At 40.7% G+C, this 20,976-nt stretch carries 21 protein-coding genes; 18 read left to right on the top strand and 3 right to left on the bottom strand.

Annotated features, from left to right (window positions below):
* Window positions 1–57: 57 nt before the first annotated feature.
* Genes FR7_RS00100 through FR7_RS00090 form a run of 3 tightly spaced genes read left to right on the top strand, consistent with a single transcriptional unit; the run spans window position 58 to window position 3,439 of the window.
* Window positions 58–783 (top strand): nuclease-related domain-containing protein, encoded by a 726-nt coding sequence (locus tag FR7_RS00100; RefSeq protein WP_017531168.1) that lies wholly within the window; start codon window positions 58–60, stop codon window positions 781–783.
* Window positions 784–805: 22 nt separating this feature from the next.
* The gene (citG, locus tag FR7_RS00095) at window positions 806–2,170 is read left to right on the top strand and encodes a triphosphoribosyl-dephospho-CoA synthase CitG (RefSeq protein WP_007935881.1); all 1,365 of its coding nucleotides are present in this window, start codon (window positions 806–808) and stop codon (window positions 2,168–2,170) included.
* Window positions 2,171–2,209: 39 nt separating this feature from the next.
* Window positions 2,210–3,439, top strand: a complete 1,230-nt coding sequence (locus FR7_RS00090) for an HD domain-containing phosphohydrolase (RefSeq protein WP_007935880.1) — start codon at window positions 2,210–2,212, stop codon at window positions 3,437–3,439.
* Window positions 3,440–3,938: 499 nt separating this feature from the next.
* On the opposite strand, the gene FR7_RS00085 is transcribed toward FR7_RS00090, so the two are convergent.
* On the bottom strand, window positions 3,939–4,604 hold the full coding sequence (locus FR7_RS00085) for a nitrite/sulfite reductase domain-containing protein (RefSeq protein ID WP_007935878.1): 666 nt from the start codon (window positions 4,602–4,604) through the stop codon (window positions 3,939–3,941).
* Window positions 4,605–4,849: 245 nt separating this feature from the next.
* Here FR7_RS00085 and FR7_RS00080 point away from each other — a divergent pair, with 245 nt between their 5' ends.
* From FR7_RS00080 to FR7_RS00060, 5 genes are all read left to right on the top strand, one after another.
* Window positions 4,850–6,646 carry a heme NO-binding domain-containing protein gene (locus tag FR7_RS00080; RefSeq protein ID WP_007935877.1) on the top strand — a complete coding sequence of 599 codons (1,797 nt, stop codon included), beginning with the start codon at window positions 4,850–4,852 and terminating at the stop codon, window positions 6,644–6,646.
* A 296-nt stretch (window positions 6,647–6,942) separates the two neighbouring features.
* On the top strand, window positions 6,943–8,847 hold the full coding sequence (locus FR7_RS00075; RefSeq protein ID WP_007951134.1) for a sigma 54-interacting transcriptional regulator: 1,905 nt from the start codon (window positions 6,943–6,945) through the stop codon (window positions 8,845–8,847).
* Window positions 8,848–8,869: 22 nt separating this feature from the next.
* Window positions 8,870–9,565, top strand: a complete 696-nt coding sequence (gene trmB, locus FR7_RS00070) for a tRNA (guanosine(46)-N7)-methyltransferase TrmB (protein ID WP_007935875.1) — start codon at window positions 8,870–8,872, stop codon at window positions 9,563–9,565.
* 231 nt (window positions 9,566–9,796) lie between these two features.
* Window positions 9,797–10,687 (top strand): hypothetical protein, encoded by an 891-nt coding sequence (locus FR7_RS00065; protein WP_007935874.1) that lies wholly within the window; start codon window positions 9,797–9,799, stop codon window positions 10,685–10,687.
* 191 nt (window positions 10,688–10,878) lie between these two features.
* Window positions 10,879–12,069, top strand: a complete 1,191-nt coding sequence (locus FR7_RS00060; protein ID WP_007935873.1) for a DUF2935 domain-containing protein — start codon at window positions 10,879–10,881, stop codon at window positions 12,067–12,069.
* Between the two features lie 31 nt (window positions 12,070–12,100).
* On the opposite strand, the gene FR7_RS00055 is transcribed toward FR7_RS00060, so the two are convergent.
* Window positions 12,101–13,111: a hypothetical protein gene (locus tag FR7_RS00055; RefSeq protein WP_007935872.1), complete on the bottom strand. Its 1,011-nt coding sequence runs from the start codon at window positions 13,109–13,111 to the stop codon at window positions 12,101–12,103.
* A 132-nt stretch (window positions 13,112–13,243) separates the two neighbouring features.
* Between FR7_RS00055 and FR7_RS00050 the strand changes: the two genes are divergently transcribed.
* The 6 genes from FR7_RS00050 to FR7_RS00025 all read left to right on the top strand — a co-directional run bounded on the left by FR7_RS00050 (window position 13,244) and on the right by FR7_RS00025 (window position 16,892).
* On the top strand, window positions 13,244–14,431 hold the full coding sequence (locus FR7_RS00050) for an FtsW/RodA/SpoVE family cell cycle protein (RefSeq protein WP_007951133.1): 1,188 nt from the start codon (window positions 13,244–13,246) through the stop codon (window positions 14,429–14,431).
* Between the two features lie 325 nt (window positions 14,432–14,756).
* Window positions 14,757–15,032, top strand: a complete 276-nt coding sequence (locus tag FR7_RS00045; protein ID WP_007935870.1) for a PspC domain-containing protein — start codon at window positions 14,757–14,759, stop codon at window positions 15,030–15,032.
* 194 nt (window positions 15,033–15,226) lie between these two features.
* Entirely contained in the window at window positions 15,227–15,514 is a 288-nt protein-coding gene (locus tag FR7_RS00040) for a spore coat associated protein CotJA (protein ID WP_007935864.1), read from the top strand.
* A gap of 18 nt (window positions 15,515–15,532) precedes the next feature.
* Window positions 15,533–15,790 carry a spore coat protein CotJB gene (locus FR7_RS00035; protein WP_007935861.1) on the top strand — a complete coding sequence of 86 codons (258 nt, stop codon included), beginning with the start codon at window positions 15,533–15,535 and terminating at the stop codon, window positions 15,788–15,790.
* 16 nt (window positions 15,791–15,806) lie between these two features.
* Window positions 15,807–16,400: a manganese catalase family protein gene (locus FR7_RS00030; protein WP_007935856.1), complete on the top strand. Its 594-nt coding sequence runs from the start codon at window positions 15,807–15,809 to the stop codon at window positions 16,398–16,400.
* 168 nt (window positions 16,401–16,568) lie between these two features.
* Window positions 16,569–16,892 carry a hypothetical protein gene (locus FR7_RS00025; RefSeq protein WP_007935854.1) on the top strand — a complete coding sequence of 108 codons (324 nt, stop codon included), beginning with the start codon at window positions 16,569–16,571 and terminating at the stop codon, window positions 16,890–16,892.
* A 91-nt stretch (window positions 16,893–16,983) separates the two neighbouring features.
* Here FR7_RS00025 and FR7_RS00020 read toward each other — a convergent pair whose 3' ends face one another.
* Window positions 16,984–17,907 carry a hypothetical protein gene (locus tag FR7_RS00020; protein WP_007935852.1) on the bottom strand — a complete coding sequence of 308 codons (924 nt, stop codon included), beginning with the start codon at window positions 17,905–17,907 and terminating at the stop codon, window positions 16,984–16,986.
* A 204-nt stretch (window positions 17,908–18,111) separates the two neighbouring features.
* On the opposite strand from FR7_RS00020, the gene FR7_RS24530 reads away from it, so the two are divergent.
* The 4 genes from FR7_RS24530 to FR7_RS00005 all read left to right on the top strand — a co-directional run.
* Window positions 18,112–18,801 carry a methyl-accepting chemotaxis protein gene (locus tag FR7_RS24530; protein WP_007935850.1) on the top strand — a complete coding sequence of 230 codons (690 nt, stop codon included), beginning with the start codon at window positions 18,112–18,114 and terminating at the stop codon, window positions 18,799–18,801.
* A 67-nt stretch (window positions 18,802–18,868) separates the two neighbouring features.
* Complete coding sequence (locus tag FR7_RS00010; protein ID WP_007935848.1) at window positions 18,869–20,134, top strand: exo-beta-N-acetylmuramidase NamZ family protein; 1,266 nt, start codon at window positions 18,869–18,871, stop codon at window positions 20,132–20,134.
* Between the two features lie 126 nt (window positions 20,135–20,260).
* Complete coding sequence (locus tag FR7_RS23725; protein ID WP_007935847.1) at window positions 20,261–20,422, top strand: hypothetical protein; 162 nt, start codon at window positions 20,261–20,263, stop codon at window positions 20,420–20,422.
* Between the two features lie 186 nt (window positions 20,423–20,608).
* On the top strand, window positions 20,609–20,976 hold a 368-nt coding region (locus tag FR7_RS00005), incomplete at its 3' end, for a PAS domain-containing protein (RefSeq protein WP_139181553.1).

Below are 20,976 nucleotides of genomic sequence, written 5' to 3'. Positions count from 1 at the left end.
GTATCTGGTGACTTGAGTCACGAAATAAAGTCTAGAGAACATAAGGGAGTAAAAGGTATGGCTCAATTTCATAAGGGGAGAAATAATTTAAGCGGAAAGGCCAATCGAAGTCTATTTGCAGGAATCATTCTTTTAGTGCTTGTGTGTATGTCCTTTTATCTAATCTTTGTGCATAAGTTGCAGGTAAATCAGTGGTATTATCTAGCACCGCTGATCATTGCCATTGTTTTATCCAGTTATTATATTAGACGCGGCGTTATATTTCGTTTTGGCGCAAAAGGGGAAACGATAGGCTTAGTAGAAGCACTGCACCTTCCTGAAGATTATCATGTCTTTACCAATGTGAGTATTTCGTATCAGAATTATAGTCAAGAAACGGATTTGATTATAGTAGGCATGAAAGGGGTATATGTAGTAGAGGTTAAAAATCACAACGGATACATTGTGGGAGATGCACAAGATACGGAATGGACGCAGCATAAAGTTGGGCGGGGCGGCGGAAAATATTCTAAGAAAATGGTCAACCCTGTAAAACAGGTAAAAGGGCAAGTGTATAAACTGTCTAAATTTTTAAAGGAACAAGGGATTAATGTATGGGTTGAGGGGATTGTTCTATTCACGAATGAAGCAGTCCATGTAAAGGCTCATAATAGTAGTGTACCCGTTTTGGTTCATGATAATCAATTGAGTCATTATATTCTGACCTGCAAAAATCGTCAATATTTGAATAAAACCTTAATTCATAAAGTCGTAGAAATCCTTTCTTCCTTGCAGAAGAAGTAGCTGGAAAAAATGGAGTGTTACAATGAAAACTAAGCCCGTTACATTAGAAGATGTCTTAGCAGCAAAAGAAGCTAGGTATAATAGGCAGCAAGTGTTTAAAGAAAAGTATCGGAAGACAATCGTCAGTATAACCTTAAATGTGCCAGGGGCAGTAAAAGACACTCCTGTCTTACGACGTCTCAGGGATTATGCCGCGCAGGAAGTGAAAAAACAATTTGAAATCCTAGGTGAGGAACAGATCAATCTAATAACAGGTCCGGAAGCCTTGCTTGCAATTGACACTGAGGGGTGGTTAGTCAAGAAAGCAGCCGAGAAGATTGAGGAGGCCTTTGCTTTTTCGCGTCTATTGGATATTGATGTATTTGATCAAGCCGGTATACTCTTATCCCGTCGGGATGAGGGGAAAGGGCGGAGCTGCTTTGTTTGCGGCGGAGAATTTGTAGTGTGCCGGCGAGAAGGACGGCATAGTATGCAGGATTTATTGCATGTAGTGGAAAAACTGCTGCAGCAATTTAGAGCCTATGAAACCAGGTGTATTAGTCCCGCTGCTGAAAGAATCGGAGCATTGGCAGTTGAGGCCATGTTGTATGAAGTCACATGTACCCCCTCGCCGGGTTTGGTGGACCGAATCAATAGTGGTGCTCATCGGGATATGGATTTTTACAGTTTCATGGCAAGCTCAGCTTCTCTCGGCAGTTATATGAATCGCTGTGCTCAGGCCGGGATTCTTCATGACGGAGCTGTAGATGCTTTGCTGCCAGTACTAAGAATTATCGGTTTGGAAGCGGAACAAGCGATGCTGGCGTCCACTGGGGGTGTTAACACGCAAAAGGGATTAATATTTTTACTCGGAATTATGACCGGGATTGCTGGATGGCTTCATGGACGTTCATTACCTGTAACGCAAAGTACTGTACTGGAACATGCTTCACAAATGGTAAAGGGGATTGTAGAAAAAGAATTGGCAGGGGCTATTCATAAGAGTGTGCAAGAGCTGACTGCTGGAGAACGTTTATATGTTACCTATGGCATTACTGGTATTCGCGGAGAATTAGCAGAAGGTTTGCCATCGGTACGATATAAGGCTTTGCCGGCTTTGCGGGAAGCCTTGGATAAAGGGCTGTCAATCAATGACGCTTTAGTACATACGTTGTTGGTGCTTATGACTTGCGTAGATGATACGACCGTCATGCACCGCCATCATCCTGATAAGATGAGAGTATGGGTTCGGGAACAGGCGCAAATGATAATTGAGGCAGGCGGTATGGAAGCTGGTGATGGACGGCATAGGTGTGAGGCTTTAGATCAAAAATTTATTCAAGAAAATGTCAGTCCTGGTGGTGTTGCAGATTTATTGGCTGTGACATGGTTTTTACATTCATTATAGATCACCAGGATAAAACATCATAGAAAGGGAGGGATGGAGATGGTATATAATATCCATCCCATTAATTTATTTCGTGCCCTATCCTTAGCCTTAGAATTGTCCAACGGAGGATTATCCCATCATCACTGGCGCACGGCGATGATCAGCAGCCGGATTGGCAGGGCTATGAATATGAAGGACTGGCAGCATCAGATTTTAGTATATACAGCCTTGCTTCATGATTTAGGGGCAGCAGCAAATTGGGATGAACGAGTGAAGCTGCGTACTTTTGAAGTAGAGGACACCATTTATGATCATGCTGAAATTGGATATCGTTTATTAAAAGATTCACCAATCTTAGGTATGTTAGCGGTACCCATTCGCCATCATCATGATTTTTATGATGGCTCCAGTCCCTCGGGATTATCAGGGAGCCAGATACCTTTGATCAGCCGGATTATAAACGTAGCGGATCGTTTGGATGTATTGATTGATGATGATAAATATATTTTGGGCCAAAAAGATAGTGTTTTATCCAGACTGGAAAGTTTAACCGGGATTTATTTTGATCCTGAGGTAATAGCGGCTCTTCAGACTTGCTCGCAGCAAGAAAGTTTTTGGCTGGATCTGGCAGATGCAGCCTATGCTCAGCGCTTTTTTGATCATATGAATCAATATGGTCAGATACGTTTTAATGTGGATGATATACTTGATATTGCAGAAATTTTTGCTAAGATCATTGATCAGACGAGTTCCTTTACAGGTGCCCATTCACGAAATGTAGCGATGGTTTCGTCTTATTTAGCAGCCCTGGAAGGCTATAGCAAAGATGAATGCAAGGCCATGCAAATTGCAGGTTTACTTCATGATTTAGGAAAGTTAGCTGTACCCAAGAAAATATTGGAGAAATCAGAGAATTTAGTTCCTGGAGAATTTGAAATCATTAAGCAGCATGCATATTACACCTATCGGATATTAGAACAAATCGATGAATTTGAAGTCATCGCTGAATGGGCGGCTTATCATCATGAGACATTAGACGGTGTGGGCTACCCTTTTCGCGTGCAAGAAGATCATCTTAAAATGGGGTCACGCATTGTTGCGGTAGCAGATATCTTTTCAGCGTTAACAGAAGAGCGTTCGTATCGCAGTTTATTGTCGTCCAGTGAAGTGAAAAGGATTATGTATACTATGGTGAAGCACAATAAAATTGATAAAAGAATTGTGAAAAACTTATTTGATAATCTGGAATGTGTATATAATATGGTGGAAATAAAGATTCATGCTTAAAAAAGATAAAGTTTTTCTAAAAGATTGGCTATTCCCACTTTTATAGTTATGAAAACTGTGGTAGAATAGATAATGAAGCAGCGGAGTTAATGATTACTTAGTGTTGGGGTGGATGCTGAGATAATCTTGGGGGAACTCCGTTGCCCCGAATTTTTATATAGTACTACAGGTATTCTCGCGAAAGCGGGATTTTTTTGTTATATAAGAATTTAAAAGTTTTGTAAGTGAAAAAATATAAGTAATTATGAACCACAAAGGCACAATGCCGCTGATGCGGCACACAAAGGAGTACACAAAATAAATTAGAAATAGAACCCTTTGTGTCCTTTGCGTCTTTGTGGTTCGATTGTTTTATATATTTTTAAAGAAGCATCAGTGTTTTTTCTTATTATATAATTTGAATAATGCATCGCGAAGGTAATGAAGAACACGAAGATTGGAGGATATCCCTTCTTCGTGTTCTTTGCATTTCTTCGCATCTTCGCGGTTCATGTTTTTATTATTTCCGATAATTCTCTGGTATTGTTTCTTGTAAAAAGTGATCCCAGCCGAGCCTTTCAATAGCCTGTCCTAAGCGTTCTTTGCTTTTTCCATGCTGGCGGAAGTAAGTCAATATGCTGTTCACGATAGACGCAATCTCATCAGCAGGTACCTTTTCGGCGACAGGGGTTGCAATTTGCGCAGAAAAGCCTGAGTTGCCGCCAACTACTAACGTATATCCTTTGGCTGTGCCATACATGCCAATATCTTTCACAAATGGTTCAATGCAGCAATTTGGGCAGCCGCTGACACCAATGCGCAGTTTACTGGGCAATTCTTGACCGAAGAATTCTTTGTCTAAGGTAAGACCTAAGCCTGTACTATCTTGCAGCGCTCTAGGACAGTCAGGTTTTCCAGGACAGAAAGCAACGGCACGTACTTGTTTTGCAATGAAGGATTCACCTTGGCAGCCAAGTTCGTCTATGGCTTTTTCTCCATCTGCAAGGTTAAGTCCTATAATTGTAATCGTATTTCCCACGATCTTTAATGATCCATTATATTTATCAGCGATATCGGCAATTTGCCTAAGTTGAGCAGCGGTAGTTAATCCGCCAGGTATGTGGGGTGTTACGGGGAATTTAATTTTTTTGTTGAGAAAGGGTATGCTTGCTAATGGTATTGTCATGAAAGATCCTCCTTAGATGGTAATGGTGTTTTACTTTTATTATAAGTGGATGTTTGTCACAGTCTGTGACGAATATCACAGTTTAACCATCTATTTATTAAAAGATAGCAATCCTCTATCCTAGCTGGTATGGATAATCATTTTAAACTGGCAGGATTTTGTAAAAATATGGCGAAATGCTATATACAACATCACGATACAATGTAGAAAAAATATTGTTACACATTTAAATTGGAGTGATAGGAATGAAGGGAACAGTTGTTGCGACTTGGGTCAGTACTGCCCGTAATGCGTGGGGGCAGGACTTGGTCAACAAAGCAATGGAGAGTGCAGGATGGGCGAAGGATCGTATTGTTGGTCCAACAGAAGACGTTGAGGACAATGGGGTCAAAAAGTTTATAACCTCTTTGGCGACTTCCTTAGGCAAATCAGAGGATGACATTTGGCTAACCATTGGGAAAGATAACGTTAGAGCTTTCTTAGCTGTTTATCCAGCTTTTTTTCAACAGGAAACCTTGTATTCTTTTCTTAGATCCATGTATGATGTGCATGTAGTAGTTGTACAACGAATTCCTGGTGCTAATCCGCCAGAGATTTTAATTGAACCCATTTCAGAATATGAGGCAATTTTTAGTTATAAGTCCAAACGAGGGATGTTCGGTTATCTCAATGGTCTTCTTCTCGGTGGTGCAGAGCATTTTAAGGAAGAGATTAAGGCAGAAGTCTTGGAAAAGTCCTCTGAGCATGTAAAACTAAAAATTCGGTTCTCCAAACCTATTACATATAATAAAAAATATCGTATGAATCAGCTGCTATCTTTTGGTTTTATCAAAAAATTGCCCGTTAAGATCGGCGTAGCGGTTGCTCTCATGACTGCAGCAGCAGATGGGATATTAGCTTTGCTTGGCTTTTCCGTTCCCTTATGGTCAGCAGTGGTTAGCGGGGGGATTGCAGGGATTGTATCTTCCCTTTTGTTAACACCTTTTGCTGCGATCCATGAAGAACTCCAAAATATGCAGGAGCGCGAGTATTTTCATGAAACCAATCTTTATACTGGTGATGAGTTCGAAGGTATTATGCAAGGCCTGTCTTTGTATAAAAAACGATTAAAGCGTGAGTTTGTAGGATTCAAAGGTACTGGCGATGAAATGAATAAATATGCGGATACCTTTAATGTGTTAGCTGATGAAATGAAGGATACTTCACGGGGTATTTCCGGTGTGGTGTATGATGTAGCAACTGCTGCTGGCAATCAGGCGATTGAGACTACTGAGGCAGTTGGTATTTTAAGTGGTAATTTAGAGACGTTAAAAACCTTTGTCGTAGAGCAGAATCACAACAAAATACAACTGGAAGCCGCCGTATCGGAAATTAATCAAGGTTTTCGAGAGGTAGAGACATCGGGATCTAAATTGCAGCATAGTCTGGAGAAATTCGCTGAGGTGAAAGAGTCGGCTAATAACCTGCAGTCCCAAGCTGCTAAAATTACGGAAATTACAGGAATGGTGGCAGCCATTGCAGGACAGACCAACCTATTGGCCCTCAATGCTGCGATTGAAGCAGCGCGGGCCGGTGAGCAGGGCAGAGGTTTTGCCGTTGTAGCAGAAGAAGTACGCAAATTAGCAGAGCAGTCTCATCATCATTCGGATAGTATTACCAGTGATCTTAAGATTTTAATGGAGATTATTAGTGGTGTGGTATCGATGATTGAGGAAGAATATGATGTACTGGCAGTGGAAAGTCATCAGCTCAATGAGGTAGTAGCTAGTAATAGCCGCCATGTAGGTAATGTACAGAATGTCGCTACGAATATTGTAGAGATGATTGGGAAATTGGAGTATGAGATGACTGGACTTGGACAGGTGTATGGTAAAATTGAGTCCTTGGCAGCAATTTCCCAGGAGAATTCGGCAGCGAGTCAGGAAGTCAGTGCGTCAGTTCAGATTTATAATGACAAGCTTGTAGATATGATGGAGAAAATTGGTGAATTTAAGGTTGTAATCCAGCATTTTGGGCAAGATATCAATCAGTATCGTACTTGATAGAGCCAGTTGTCTTTATTGAGTGGGTTAGGCAGGAATACGCCTACCTGCTCAATTTTTTTGCGAAAAGCAAATGATTGACAAAATGCATAAATTGGAAAGAATAATAAACAAGAGAACTATGGATTTTATTCAATATGTGATATTATTTTTCTAGGTAAACACTAAATCGATAAGAATGGATAATAATGAACAGAAATTGCCTTGTCTTTTCTTACAATTTTAATAGAAAGATCTTCCAAGGGTGGATCATTTGTATACTGGTAGTAGAGAATATGAATATATGGAGGATTTGTATGATACGGGAGCGGCGCAGTAAAGAGAAACTAATGAACTATTATAAAAAATTTATTGATGAAGGCGTCGTGGATCCTAACGTGCATCCATGGGTGGCCGAGTCCTGGGAACAAAGTAAAGAACTGGGGATTACTTCCCAAGTCATGCCGAAATTAGTGAAGCTCTCCAAGGACGAGCTGGCTCGGCGGCAGCATTTGCATCAGCCTGCTATGGACTATTTGAATGGATTATATAACGAGACACGAGAACATTTTAATGTATACAACTTAAGCTTGCTGTTACTCGATCAAGATTGTTATGTAATGAAAAATTATGCCCTGCCTTTTTTCCAAAAGAGCCCTGGTCAATTAGAGGGAGCCAGGCTTGCTGAGGAAGATATCGGAACGTCAAGTATCAGTATTGTACATGAGCACAAATCTCCCTTTTTATTATTTGGTCCGGAAATGTGGATTAAAGAGTGCCAAGACGGTGATGCCTGCTCTGTTCCTATTATGATAGATGGACAACTTGTATATATTGTGACCATTGTTTCTGTAGAGCAGGAAGAGCTGCCTCATAGCGCAGTTGTGTCATTGCTGCTTAGTATTCGATATGCTATGGAACAGCATTTGACAATGCTGGCACAGCTGGAGGCTCGTCATGTTATTTTAGATTCTGTGCCTTTTGCGGTGTATCATATTATACCAGGCGGCGATGTTGTATATAGCAATAAATTGGGGAAAAGCCGCTTAGCGGGTATTGATGCCGTAGGGACGAAGGATGATGTGGCGAATTTAAATGATGTGGTTTTAAATTATCGACATACACCCTTGTATAAAGGGTTCAAAGGGATACCATCCTATAACAAGGAAGTCACATGGATTACCCAGCGAAAAACATATGAAGATATAACAACAGTAGTGCCTTTAGAACAGGATAAAGCGGTAACAAGCGTAGTGGCCGTATCATTGCCAATTGAAGATTTAAGGACTCTTGTTGCTCATGCTGTTGGATATAAGGCCAGGTATAGTCTGACCAGTATGGTGGGAGAAACTCCTGTCTTTATTACCATGCAGGAAAAAGCAGGCAGGGTGGCCCGGAATAATAATCATCTGTTGCTGCAGGGGGAATCGGGTACCGGTAAACAGCGTATGGCTCATGCGATTCATCAGGCAAGCGGCAGGGCTGCTGGACCTCTTATTTCTTTAAAGTGCGGTGATATATTGCCGGAGGTGCTGGAAGAAGAATTATTTGGCAGTGGTGAATATCGGGATGAAAGCCGTCCCGGAAAATTGGAATTGGCAAATGGCGGGACTTTATTTTTAGATGAGATCGAAAAGATACCCATGCATGTGGCAGCTCGTTTGGCGGATGCTCTAAAAAAGTGTAAGGTATGCCGTTTAGGTGAAAAGGTGGAGCGTGGTTTTGATATTCGGATTATTGCTGCTTGTGATAGTGATTTAAAGCGGCTCACGGAGAAGGGCGCATTTTTCTCTCCCCTGCACGAGATCATCTCAAAAAGCATGATTCGCATTCCTCCATTGCGGGCGAGGCGGGAAGATATTCCTCTGCTCGCTGAACATATTATTTGTGAATTAGCGGAACAACATAATATGCCAGTGAAAGAGTTGCAGAGTGAAGCAAAAGAGCTCTTAATGTCTTATGAATGGCCTGGGAATATTAAACAGCTCCAGGGGGTCGCGGAACAAGCCTTCTTTAATACAGAGGGCAATACAATTGCTCTAAAAGACATAAGTTTATTAGGTGAGACGGGTATCAGCACGGCATGGAAAGAAGATAAGGATATTTTTGTTGAGGCTTGGAAAGTGGCGGGCGGTAATATTAGCCGCTTAGCAAATATGCTGGATGTCAGCCGTGTTACGCTATATCGATATTTGAAAAAGTTTGGTTTAGACAAAGAATAATAAAGGTACAGGTGGGAATGGAATGCGACTGAGAAGAAAGCCGTGGGTGGATGCGGCATTGGAAGAATATAGTGATATTGTAGTTATAAAAGAGATACCTTTTGGTGTGCCTGAGCAGCCAGGTTCTAGCCTGGAAAAACGAAATGCACATGAGCATCGGAAGGGGCAGTGGCATGAAGTCTTTGGTCGCAAAGCACCTCTTTACGTTGAATTGGGTACAGGCAAGGGACAGTTTATTAGTGAATTGGCTGAGCAAAATCCAAGGATTAATTTTATTGGCATTGAAGCGCAGCAGGATGTCTTATATTATGCAGCCCAAAAAGTGAGAGAAAAGGGGCTGACCAATGTTCGTCTGCTGGTTTTTGATATTAATCACATATTGGATATTTTTGCTCCAGGGGAAGTTGATCGGCTGTATATTAATTTTTGCGATCCATGGCCTAAGGTTAGACATGCGAAGCGACGGTTAACCCATGCAAATTTTTTAAACAAGTATCGGATTCTTTTGCCTGCCGGTGGTGAAATATTTTTTAAAACAGACAACAGGCCTTTATTTGAATTTTCTTTGGAACAATTCGAGGCTTGCAATCTGCAGGTCACGAATGTAACATTTGATTTGCATAACAGTGATTATCAAGGTAATGTTATGACTGAATATGAAAAGAAATTTAGCGGTATGGGCACACCGATTAATCGGTGTGAAGTAAAATTCCCATAACAGTATAGGAATGGCAGATGAAGAAACCTTCTGGAATAGTCGAAGATATGCTATCTCAGAAGGTTTCTTGCTGTGTCTTTAGAAAAAGGAATATGACATCCATATGTTTTTAGGCGGTTACGTTTATGGCTGGATAAACTTAGAATGTACTTCGAATAGACATATAGTTACTTTTTTGCTGCTGTGACGTTAATAAGGTTAGAAGTAGAATTTAAGAGGAGGACTTTGGTTATGTATAAGAACTATCAGCTTACGGCGGTTTTGGCTTTAGGCTTGATGGTGGCTCCCTTGGCTGGTCTGGCAGAAGCAAATCAAATCGATTATGCAGCAAAATCTGTCTATAATTATAATGGAGAAATTATCGGTTCCACTCGCGGCGTAGACCCTGTAATTGCGAGGCAATGGCTGCCAGAAGGCTATCAGGTCTTGGATATGCAGGAAGGAGATGTCAATGGTGATGGAGTCTCTGATACGGTATATCTGATTGGACATAAGCAGGAGGACTCTTCGTCCTATGTGGATTCCATGAAGCTGATTGTCGAGAATGGGGCTGATCAAAAGCGGACCGACGTAGTTTTGGATAAAATGGGTGGCTATCAGGCTGAATTATTATTAAGAGATTTTACTGGTGATAAGACTGTTGATGCCTTAGTCACTGCTGCGTCCGGCGGCAGCGGCGGCTGGTATTATAATCAGGTTGTTGCATTGGGCGAGAAACCATCCATTCTTTTCGGCGAGCAAGAGAATAATGGAGGTTCTATATCCGGTCAATTCCTTGATGGATTTAAAGTGGAGATCAATGGCGGTGCTGGCTCAGGGGTGACGATAGATGTTCATGATCGTACAGCCGATTATCTTCGTTTGGGTCTTTATAATGAAGAAGGAAAGCTTCAAAAACAAACAAAACTCATGGTGACACCTTTCGGCAGGCTGGAAGCAGTTGATGCGAACCATGACGGCATTTATGAATTAAAAGGTATACAGCGCATCTCCGGCGCTTACAATGCTGATGGCCTTGCCAATGTAGAAACAGTGCTGTCCTACACCGGAAGTTTCTGGCAGGCACAGTCGGTCAATCTTCGCATTAATCTCCATACTAAAATGCTGCAATCGCATACTTGAACCTGGATGCAATTCAAAGCTAAGTGCGACTGAGCCTCTCTTAGCTCCCTCTGAAATATGATGGGAGCTTTAGAGGGTTTAGTCATCCATAAAAATAAAAGTGCTAGGTTCCATTTTTTTATGACAGAATTTAAAGTTTCGGCATAGAATGTAATAAATGTGTAGTGGGATCAAAAAGGGAGAGTGTTGCTATGTCGTCGCGTCAACTCATGTCATATATGGTTCCTGAGCCCTTGGAACCACTTAACTTAGAAGAGGTAAAATTTTGGATACGGATTATGGAAGAGCATGCATTATTTATTAAGTCGGGGCTGCCTTGTGAGTGTGAAGATTTAATTGATGATGCCCAAGCTTTTTACCAGGAGTTTGAGTCTTTGCGCGTACGGGCAGAGCGATTACAAAATGACAAGAAATTCATGGAGCTCGTGACTGACACCCAGGCATTATTGAAAGAGTTTTATACGTTTAAGCGTGATTTATTACATCGCATGTTAGAGTGCAAGCTGGGTGGCTATAACTTTCCGTTATTTCTTGATCATATGGCTCGCGAAGCCGAGTACTTTATGCGCCTGTTAGACAAAATTAAGAATGGGAAAGTAGCTTTATCTGGGGGAGCAAAGGCCCAGGAAAATGTATTTTGGCTGCGGATTTTGGCAGACCATGCTAAATTTATTAGTCATTTGTTAGATCCATCAGAGCGCAATTTGATTCAAACAGCCAATAGCTTTTCTCAAGAATTTGATGATCTTTATCTGCAAGGCCGGGATTTCTCTAGTATGCTGCAGGGCTATCCGGAAGTAGCTTCCTTCAAACGTTTCCTGCAAGATGTTCGCGCTGCTGTTTTGCGCATTAGGGATTTTAAACGTGCTGCTGAAGAGATGATCAGAGATTGTCGGTTAGTCGGTCTGATCCCAGCTTTATTAGCCGATCATGTAAGACGGGAAGCGGATCATTTCCTTTTGATTCTGACAATGATGGAAAAAGGAATTATGAAGAACACAACGGCAGCATCTTTGGAATACTGCGATGAACCTTCTACATTATCCACAATCGCAGATCTGGATACAGGTTCCATACTAGGTATGATGAAGTCGGAGCGGGAAGAAGAAGTTTTACCAGAGCCAAAAGAAAGAGAGCCGAAAGTAGAGGAAGTACCACAAGAGAAAATTAGTAGTAAAGGAAAAGGAAATAGGGAAAAAAAGCATAGTCATTTCGAGAGCAAAGGAAAAGCTGTGGAAGAGAAACTGGTTCTAGAAGATATCCTGATTGAAGAAGGGGAAGATACCTCTTCGACAGCACAGGTGATTGATACTAAGAATAGTGATTCTAAATATAAGTGGAGTGGCAAGTGGCCCCGTCAATTAGGGAAGAAAAAGGATTAAATACTTATAGTTAACAAATAAAGACTTGGCGTTATGCCAAGTCTTTATTCGTTAACTGGATAGTAGCGGGATCCGCAGGAAGATGTGGTACAATCGCGATATAGCCCAACAATTCACGCTTTGTATCTGTAACAGATAACAGGCGGCCATTCGCTAAATCAATCATGCTAAGGTCAGCAAAAATATGGCTGGTAGCGATCGCTAACTGACTGCCAGGTACAATATGTAGGCAGGATATAGAACGATTCAGCTCAATGAGGCGGGAAATAGATGCTGTGGTAAGGTCAATCACTGTAATAGAGGCACTTTCTTCATTGACAACATAGGCAGTTTGCTCATTAGGACAAGCTGCAATGTGGGAAGGATAGGAAGGACATGAGGTTTTATTCTTGGGGTATAAGCAGCTTTGCGATGTCATGGATGCAGGAGTTGTTTCCGTTGCCTTTATGATTGTGAAAATCATAATGCCTTCCAGGGTAAATGTTGTACTAGTAAAAGGTACTAGAATATGTTCATCTCCATGAAGAATTACATTCGTGGGAATTCCCGGTAAGGAGTATTCCTGGAGTAATTGTCCGGCAGGGCTAAAAACTGCCAGCGTACCTTGATTGTCATGCTCCCAGACGCTGTAGATCGCATCATGATCAGCAGCGAGACCAACACAGGCAGCTTCTGCTGGATTTCCCCAGGCTGTTAGAGACATACTCGGTATGGTCAGAGAATATAATCCGCCATTTGGATCTGCTATATAGGCACAATTGCCTTTTGGCGCGAGTGTAAATTGTGTAGGAGGAGGCAGCTCTATCGGTAAGCGGTAGACAGATTTTTGTTCTAAATTTCCTACGAAGAGTGCGCCTTTGCCATTTGTTTTTACTACGGGCATATAGACTTTACTCTGGTCAGATGATAGCAGCAGCTCGGTTGGGGTGTATTCTGGCGGATAGGACATTTCAGCGATGATTTCTCCTTGTTGACCATCAACGAGCAGTAAAGCATGAGTCGTATCATCAATTACAACGAGTTGATAGGGTTGGATTTCCATGTAATCACCTCGGTTATCCCAATTTATAAATGCCGATTTCCTTATATAATATTCTAAAATCTCAATTTGGTTATTGGGTCTGGGGGATTAATTTTGTATAATAGGGATATTGGGTAGTGAAGGAGAAACAAAATGAAGTTATCTCAATTATGGCGGAGCAACGCTGAAGCTGTTATATGCATTTCCATGCTGTTATTTATGATCGGTACAGTAAATATTTTCAGTGCTAGTTTTGTAGAGGCTGGGCAACAAATGGGAGATGGTTATTATTATTTAAAAAGGCATTTGATTTCCTTTAGTATTGGAATTATGGCGATGCTGATTATCAGCAGAATCGATTATCATCGATTCAATCGTTTTCTTTTCCCATTCGTGTTATTAACGGTCGGCTTACTAATTGCGGTACATTTTATTGGTATTGAAGTAAATGGTGCACGGCGTTGGTTGAATATTGGTTTTCAATTCCAGCCTTCCGAATTGGCAAAACTGACCGGCCTTATGATTACTGCGGGATTCTTAGGTCCGCTAATTGACCGTAAACGCAGAATTTCGCTGCTTTCTACACCTTTTTATATTGCAGCAATATTAGGAATGATCGTATTAAAGCAGCCAGATATGGGGACAGCAGTCATTATCGTTGGTATAAGCCTTATGTTGTACATCATTGCTGGATTGCCAAAACAGCAGTTGTTAACTTTAGTGGGCGGCGGTATTGCCTTATTTATATATGCAACCTTTGCAGCCAGCTATCGGGCAGAGCGTATTGCCGCATGGATCAATCCTTGGGATTACCAATTGGGTATCGGTTATCAGACGGTACAAGGGCTGCTGGCAATTGGTTCTGGCGGATTTTGGGGAACAGGCCTTGGTATGGGATCAAGTAAGTTCAACTATTTGCCGGAAGCTCATACCGATTTTGCTTTTGCTGTATTATGTCAGGAAATGGGATTTGTCGGCGCTCTAGGGGTATTATGCCTTATGGGCTTATTAGCTTATTACGGTGTGCGCATTGCCTTAAAGGCTCCGGATGGATTAGGTAAATTATTGACGATGGGCAGCATTTTTTTAATCGTAGGACAAGCGATTATTAACATCTCTATGGTTTCAAGTATATTTCCAGTAGTAGGTGTGCCGCTGCCTTTTATTAGTTTCGGAGGCACATCATTAATTGTGAATCTAATGGCAATTGGTCTGATTCTGAATGTAGGGCGTCAGGCTGATGATGCTGTACTTCAAGATACTGCGCCAGAGCCAGATGCCAGCCGCAGCACTCGTTTAAAATTAGCAAGACAAGCCAGAAATCTAAACAGAGTTAAGTAATGTGAGAATGTTAAAAAGGCACAAGCTTACGAACTATTAAATATTGTCTATCACTATGCAATATATTACTGAAAATGCTTTTGTATGTGTTTGTTTATCTGATAAAGTTTTACTTGTAATATCAAAATTTATAAGTTTAAAGGGTGAAAATATATAACGCGTCAGCGTTTTTTTCTGATAGTACAGAATCTGATAATCCTATTCTAAAAAATACAATATCCATAGTGAATAGAGACGGCTGCCCAGCCGTCTCTATTCACTATGGTCTGACAAAGTATAAATTCATGGAGGATGTGGGATAACATACTAGGGAGGTGAGAATGCTATGTTTGGTCTTATTCGTATAGGAGTTTATCTAGTCAGTGGATTAACAGCATGGCAGTTTTTCCAAGGTGACGCAGATGGAATCAATTCATTACACAAGCAGCTGGCTCTTGATCCAGCTCGCGGCATGCTTTTTGGTGTATGTGCCGGGGTTAGTGACTATACTGGCATTGATGTCAGTCTCATTCGATTAGCTTGGGCGTTGTTGGCCTTATACCGCGGGGCAGGTATCGTATTATACATACTTGCCTTTCTGATTATGCCATCCATTAACTAATCTGTTTTAACGCCAGAGGACACAGAGCGGAGAAGTAGTTCTTCTTCCCACTCTGTGTTCTTTGTGTCTTAGTAAGCGATTTTGTGTTTTATGCTTTAAAACGACTATGTTCTAGTATATTTCCTTATTTTAAGTCACATACAGTGACACAATTACATAAAATGTAATAAGTAGTATGAGGGGAGGATGGATCAGTGAAAAGGAATGTGGATAATGCACAGGTTGAAGAAAAGGACGAACAACTTGAAGAAAAGGATGAACGGGTCGAAGAAAATGATGAACAAGAAGAGCTGGAAAGGGATAGTATGAATATGTGGAATACGAATGATACATGTAGTTGTCAAAAGACAAGCGCAAAGATGATGTTAGCTCATGCATACGTTCCATGGCAGTGCTATGATGAAGCTTTTAGTCCTCAAGAGGCGTTAAGGAAGGGAACCTTATTCCCGAGCTTATATGGTGTATATCCGATACCAAGGTAACATTGGGAGGTGAAAGCAGTGAATTGTGAAAAGCAAATGAGTATGCTAAGGAAAATTCAAGAAATGCAATTTGTTGCTGTTGAACTGAATTTATATTTAGATACTCATCCTTGTGATGTAGATGCGATTAATGATTTCAACTGTGCCGTTCAAATGCTGGAAAAACGTAAAAAAGCGTATCAAGATGAATTTGGACCTCTTTTTAATTTTGGATTTGGCGGATATTCTAAAGAACCATGGCAATGGGCTATGGGGCCATGGCCATGGGAAATGTAGATGGAGGAATCGCTTTATGTGGATATATGAAAAAAGTTTAGAACGTCCTGTAAAAATTAGTAGACCTGACCCGGCATTTGCCAAGCTGGTTATTACTCAGTATGGTGGACCGGACGGTGAGTTGTCAGCCTCACTACGGTATTTGAACCAACGCTACTCAATGCCGACGGATAAAGCAAAAGCTTTACTGACAGACGTAGGTACAGAGGAATTGGCTCATATGGAAATGATTGCTGCTCTAGTATATAAATTAATTGAGGGCGCCGATCCTAAAGATATGGAAGCAGCCGGATGGGGTGGCCAATATGCTCAGCACAATCATGGACTATTTTGGACGGATGCTAATGGCGTTCCTTGGTCAGCAAAATACATTGCTTGTCTTGGCGATCCTATTACCGATTTAGCTGAGAATATGGCAGCAGAGCAAAAAGCCCGTACCACTTATGAGCATCTTATTGATTTAACTGATGATCCTTGTGTAAAAGATACACTGCGATTCTTATGGCAAAGAGAAGTGGTGCATTTTCAGAGATTTGGTGAATGTCTCAATGATGTGCAGGAACATATGAGCAAGATGAACACGTGGTGTGGGTATGAGATGAGGAAATAGGGATCATAATAACCGCCTTAGTAAGGAGAACCTCTTCTTGCTAGGGCGATTTTATTATTATATTGAAATTATTAAATCGATAAAAGGTGATTGAAAAAACTAATTGTCACTTCCTTGTCATATCTCTAAATTATAATGAGGTTAATCTAATGAAGGAGGCATATATAATTGAAAAGTATATTTAAAAAAATAGCTATTTACTCAATGTTAGGCGTCATGCAGCTAGGGATAGGTGCATCAGTAATAGAAGCTTCACCTCAACATCGGGATTCAATTCCCATGCAGCAGCAATATGACCGGCAAGAACAAAAACCAAATCAACCAGAACGTGGTGAAAAGGATCGACAAGACCGGGAACGTGCTGAGAAGAAACGACATGAACAAGAAATGAAGCGACGTCCTCATGAAACAGAAAATCAATGGCACCAAAGGCAGAAAGGTGAAAGAGAACGCCATGAAATAGAATTCCGTAAAATACGGGAAAATAGATAAGATCAAATAGCAAATCAAATTGCCGCTCCTTCAAGGGGCGGCAATTTGTATAATCATTATAATGTAGCCCTTTTTATTAGGCAGATGGTTTTTAAAATAATTGCGTATATTCTATTTCCGTTTTTCGAATGGGGATATTGCCTGTAATGGTTTTTACGTGACTATATTTCACAGCTATTCGATTGGACGGAGTTAGCGCATGCATAGCAGATAGCTGGAAGCCGCGGATCCCATTATCGTAACCTCCTAGGCTGGATTTTCCTTTTGGAACAGAGTTATCAGGTAATTTTCCAATAATTAATTTAATCGTTTGCTGCTTAGTCGGGTAGTATTTCATGCCCAGAAGAATAGCTTGATTTTCAGTGGGAGCCGAAGAATGAATCACCTCAGTAAGCCATTCTGCTTTGCCTATGGGTGAACTGATGCTGAATCCTGTAAAATCATCAGCTTGTGTAGGTAGATCTGGTATGCGTAAGTAGCTAACTAATAATCGAATATTGCCGGAGTAACGAGCCCATTCCATTCCCAAAAAGCTGCGGGATTGATTATCGTCAAAAAGAGCTGAATCGAGGCGGCCGCCAGATAGATGGTAAGCATTGCGGCCTCTTTTATCACGAATATCAATGCCATGTAACATTCCTTCACCAACGTTCAAGCTATTATCGAATATAGCTCCAGATGCACCTATATAAGTCTCTTGGCTGCCGATTGTAACCGTTGTACGGGCATTTTTCCATCGCAGGCCATATTGATCAATCGCTGTTTTAGCTGAATCCACCGCATCACCGCTATAAGACTGATGACCTAAACGCAGAAAAAGTGAGGTTTGTGCAGAGAGGGGAGCTGTTCCAGTCAGACGTATCGTCCGTTCGACAAAGTCCACATCGGCAAGATTGGGATGTTTGTATTGGCGTGATTCGTATTTGACAGTTGTTTTCCCCTCCATAATCAGTTGCTGAGCCTGTACAATATTGGGTAAAGAGAGTAAAAAAATAAGGAGTAGGAGATAGGTCATCACTTCATTCCTTTCGATATTAAATTATAGTCATATGCTTCTTAGACTAATGAATATTCTAAGAAGTAAGGGGAAAATCCTTTTTGGTTTATCTATTTTAAGAAGAAAAACAATGAAAATATGCTGATGTGGATAATGGAGATTTATAGTATAATATATCATAAGAGAATGTTTGGCTTTGTAGCAATATTGGGAGGCGAATATGTGATTAATATTTTGTTAGTTGGTGGCGGTAGAGGTGGCGTTGGGATTATAGAAATGGTGAGTCAAGTACCGGACATAGAAATTGTCGGGGTTGTGGATGTAAAATCAGATGCTGTAGCAATACAACTGGCACAAAGATTGGGAATTCGTACCTTTGCAGATGTTCGTGACGGTCTTAAAATGCCAACAGTTAATGTAGTGCTAAATATTACCGGCAATCAGAAAGTAAATCAATTAATTGAAGAACATAAATCGCCGAATATCAAAGTGGTAGATGATTTTATTACGAGTATGTTGTATCATTTAATTAAATCTCAGGTTTTAATGAGCGAAGAATTGAATGAGAAGGTTGCTGTATTATCACAATCCGTAAGTGAAGCTAAAAGTCATATTAATAATACTCACGAAGTGATTGATTTTATTAATAAGGTATCCCAGCAGACGAATTTACTTGGTTTAAATGCAGCGATTGAGGCAGCTCGGGCGGGTGAACATGGCAGAGGCTTTGCAGTCGTTGCCACTGAAGTCCGCAAGTTATCGGAAGATAGTGTAGAGGCAACCAAAAAAATTAATGATATCTTAGGAAATATTGAAATGTCAATGCAGCATATTATTACGGGTATTGAAGAAACAGCTGCAGTAGCAGAAAAACATACAAAAAGAGAATTAATTACAGGCGCAAGCACATAAGTAAAATGAGATAGCCTTCGAGCAGCTGCAGCTCGCGGGCTCTTTCTTTGAAATGGAGGTAAAAGGGATGAATCGTAATACCGCGAGGGTAATGCTGTTATTTATGGTACTTATTATAGGAATGGCAAATCTGATAAGCATTGGTGAAACAAAAAAGCAAGCAACGCCAAAAAAGAATCCGCAAATCAAGCAATCTGTGACAGTGCGATTAGGTATTGACAGGATTGATGCCTATTCACAGATCTTTGCAGGAAAACGAGTTGGTTTAATTACCAACTCTACAGGGATGAATAGCTCTTTTCAGAGTTCGGTGGATGTGCTGCATGAAAAAACGAATTTAGTCGCCTTATTTTCTCCAGAACATGGCATCCGCGGTGCTGCCAAAGCTGGAGACTCTGTGAATACCAGTGTTGATGAAAAGACAGGATTGCCCGTTTACAGTTTATATGGTGCAACGAAAAAACCTACCCCCGAAATGTTGGCTGATATTGATGTATTGGCTTTTGATATACAGGATGTAGGTGCTCGTTCCTATACCTATATTTATACGATGGCTTATGCGATGCAGGCTTGCAAGGAATTGGGAAAAACCATGGTGATCCTGGATAGACCCAATCCGATTGGCGGCACTATGGTTGAAGGGAATCTTATCAAGCCTGGATTTGAATCCTTTATTGGAATGTATCCGATCCCAACAAGGCATGGCATGACGGTAGGAGAGCTGGCTAGACTATTTAATGCGGAGTTTGGTATCGGCTGTGACTTGGTGGTTATTGAAATGACAGGCTGGCAAAGAACCATGAATTTTGAAGAAACCCATTTGCCCTGGGTGATGACATCACCTAATATCCCTACTCCCGATACAGCCCTTGTCTATCCTGGAACGGGTATTTTTGGTGGTACTAATATTTCAGAAGGTGTGGGAACAACAAGACCTTTTGAGTTCGTTGGCGCACCGTGGCTTGATGCATATGATCTGGCAGAAAAAATGACAGCATTACAGCTGCCTGGAGTGATTTTTCGTCCAGCTTTCTTTACTCCAACCTTTGGATTATATCAAAATGAGCCATGTGCAGGCGTTCAGCTGCATGTAATTGATAAAAAAACATTCCTGCCTGTAAAAACAGCTATGAGCTTGCTATATACGATACAAGAAATGAGCGGTGATAAATTTTCTTTTACGCGTAATGGAAAAAATGAAAGCTCCATTGATTTGGTTACAGGGGACGACAGTATTAGAAAAGGTACATATTCTTTACATGAGTTATATAGCTTATGGGAAAAAGACACGGATCAGTTTAAGGCGATGTCTAAGAAATACTATTTATATTAATCTTTACTTTTTTTATTGCAACTGGCTGCTAAATATAAAAAAATGGAAATAATTAACAAAAACAATTAAGAAAAGCCTGTTATATTTCGATATATTTAATATAGAAGAAATAAGGAGGCGGTTTGAATGATTACTAAGGTATCAAGGGTTTATCCAATTGATTTCCAAAAGCATGACAACCCGCAATCCAGGGACGGAATGAAAAAGAAACAGCAGGAAGAATTTAAAGACGTGTTAGCGAAAATGTTAGGAAATTCACCAATAAAGCCAGTGGGATTTAAAGGATAGGAATTTAGGATGATTTTTCTCTAGAATCATTGGTCGCAGCAGGAAAATAAATTTAGTTTGAAGAAATACTATACAAAGTTGTACAATGAGGTCAACAAGATTCAGTTGGTTTTTTAACGCCAGCTGATTTTGTTGACCTTATTTGGATGAAGAAATCCTGATATGGATAAGAGGAGCGTGTAAAAGATGTATTTGCGAATACTATACATCGATCGTATCGGAGTTGTTCATGATATTACCGCTATCCTAGCAAAACGCAGAATTAATATCGTATCGATGGAAGTTGAGAAAAATAAAATTTATTTGGAATGCCAAAGCGTATCTGAGCAGCAATGCAAGGAGTGCATTGCAGAATTATCTTGTATTACTGGCATTCAAAGAATTAACGAGATATCTGCCATGCCCTCCAAAGAACGAGCTGAGCAGCTTGATGCAATATTAACATCTGTGCATGATGGTATTTTATCTGTTAATCCTGATGGCCTTATTGCACAATACAATCCGGCAGCAGCGCGGATTTTGAATTTACCTGTGAAGAAAGCCGTAGGTAAACC

The sequence above is a fragment of the Pelosinus fermentans DSM 17108 genome (genome assembly GCF_000271485.2).
GTDB lineage: Bacteria > Bacillota > Negativicutes > DSM-13327 > DSM-13327 > Pelosinus > Pelosinus fermentans.
Note: the sequence above shows the minus strand (reverse complement) of the source record. Positions and strands in the feature narration are given on the sequence as shown.

Excerpts from the sequence above, each read along its gene's own strand:
- FR7_RS00100 (WP_017531168.1), top strand. The coding sequence starts at position 58 with ATGGCTCAATTTCATAAGGGGAGAAATAATTTAAGCGGAAAGGCCAAT.
- citG (WP_007935881.1), top strand. The coding sequence starts at position 806 with ATGAAAACTAAGCCCGTTACATTAGAAGATGTCTTAGCAGCAAAAGAA.
- FR7_RS00090 (WP_007935880.1), top strand. The coding sequence starts at position 2,210 with ATGGTATATAATATCCATCCCATTAATTTATTTCGTGCCCTATCCTTA.
- FR7_RS00085 (WP_007935878.1), bottom strand. The coding sequence starts at position 4,604 with ATGACAATACCATTAGCAAGCATACCCTTTCTCAACAAAAAAATTAAA.
- FR7_RS00080 (WP_007935877.1), top strand. The coding sequence starts at position 4,850 with ATGAAGGGAACAGTTGTTGCGACTTGGGTCAGTACTGCCCGTAATGCG.
- FR7_RS00075 (WP_007951134.1), top strand. The coding sequence starts at position 6,943 with ATGATACGGGAGCGGCGCAGTAAAGAGAAACTAATGAACTATTATAAA.
- trmB (WP_007935875.1), top strand. The coding sequence starts at position 8,870 with ATGCGACTGAGAAGAAAGCCGTGGGTGGATGCGGCATTGGAAGAATAT.
- FR7_RS00065 (WP_007935874.1), top strand. The coding sequence starts at position 9,797 with ATGTATAAGAACTATCAGCTTACGGCGGTTTTGGCTTTAGGCTTGATG.
- FR7_RS00060 (WP_007935873.1), top strand. The coding sequence starts at position 10,879 with ATGTCGTCGCGTCAACTCATGTCATATATGGTTCCTGAGCCCTTGGAA.
- FR7_RS00055 (WP_007935872.1), bottom strand. The coding sequence starts at position 13,111 with ATGGAAATCCAACCCTATCAACTCGTTGTAATTGATGATACGACTCAT.
- FR7_RS00050 (WP_007951133.1), top strand. The coding sequence starts at position 13,244 with ATGAAGTTATCTCAATTATGGCGGAGCAACGCTGAAGCTGTTATATGC.
- FR7_RS00045 (WP_007935870.1), top strand. The coding sequence starts at position 14,757 with ATGTTTGGTCTTATTCGTATAGGAGTTTATCTAGTCAGTGGATTAACA.
- FR7_RS00030 (WP_007935856.1), top strand. The coding sequence starts at position 15,807 with ATGTGGATATATGAAAAAAGTTTAGAACGTCCTGTAAAAATTAGTAGA.
- FR7_RS00020 (WP_007935852.1), bottom strand. The coding sequence starts at position 17,907 with ATGACCTATCTCCTACTCCTTATTTTTTTACTCTCTTTACCCAATATT.
- FR7_RS00010 (WP_007935848.1), top strand. The coding sequence starts at position 18,869 with ATGAATCGTAATACCGCGAGGGTAATGCTGTTATTTATGGTACTTATT.
- FR7_RS23725 (WP_007935847.1), top strand. The coding sequence starts at position 20,261 with ATGATTACTAAGGTATCAAGGGTTTATCCAATTGATTTCCAAAAGCAT.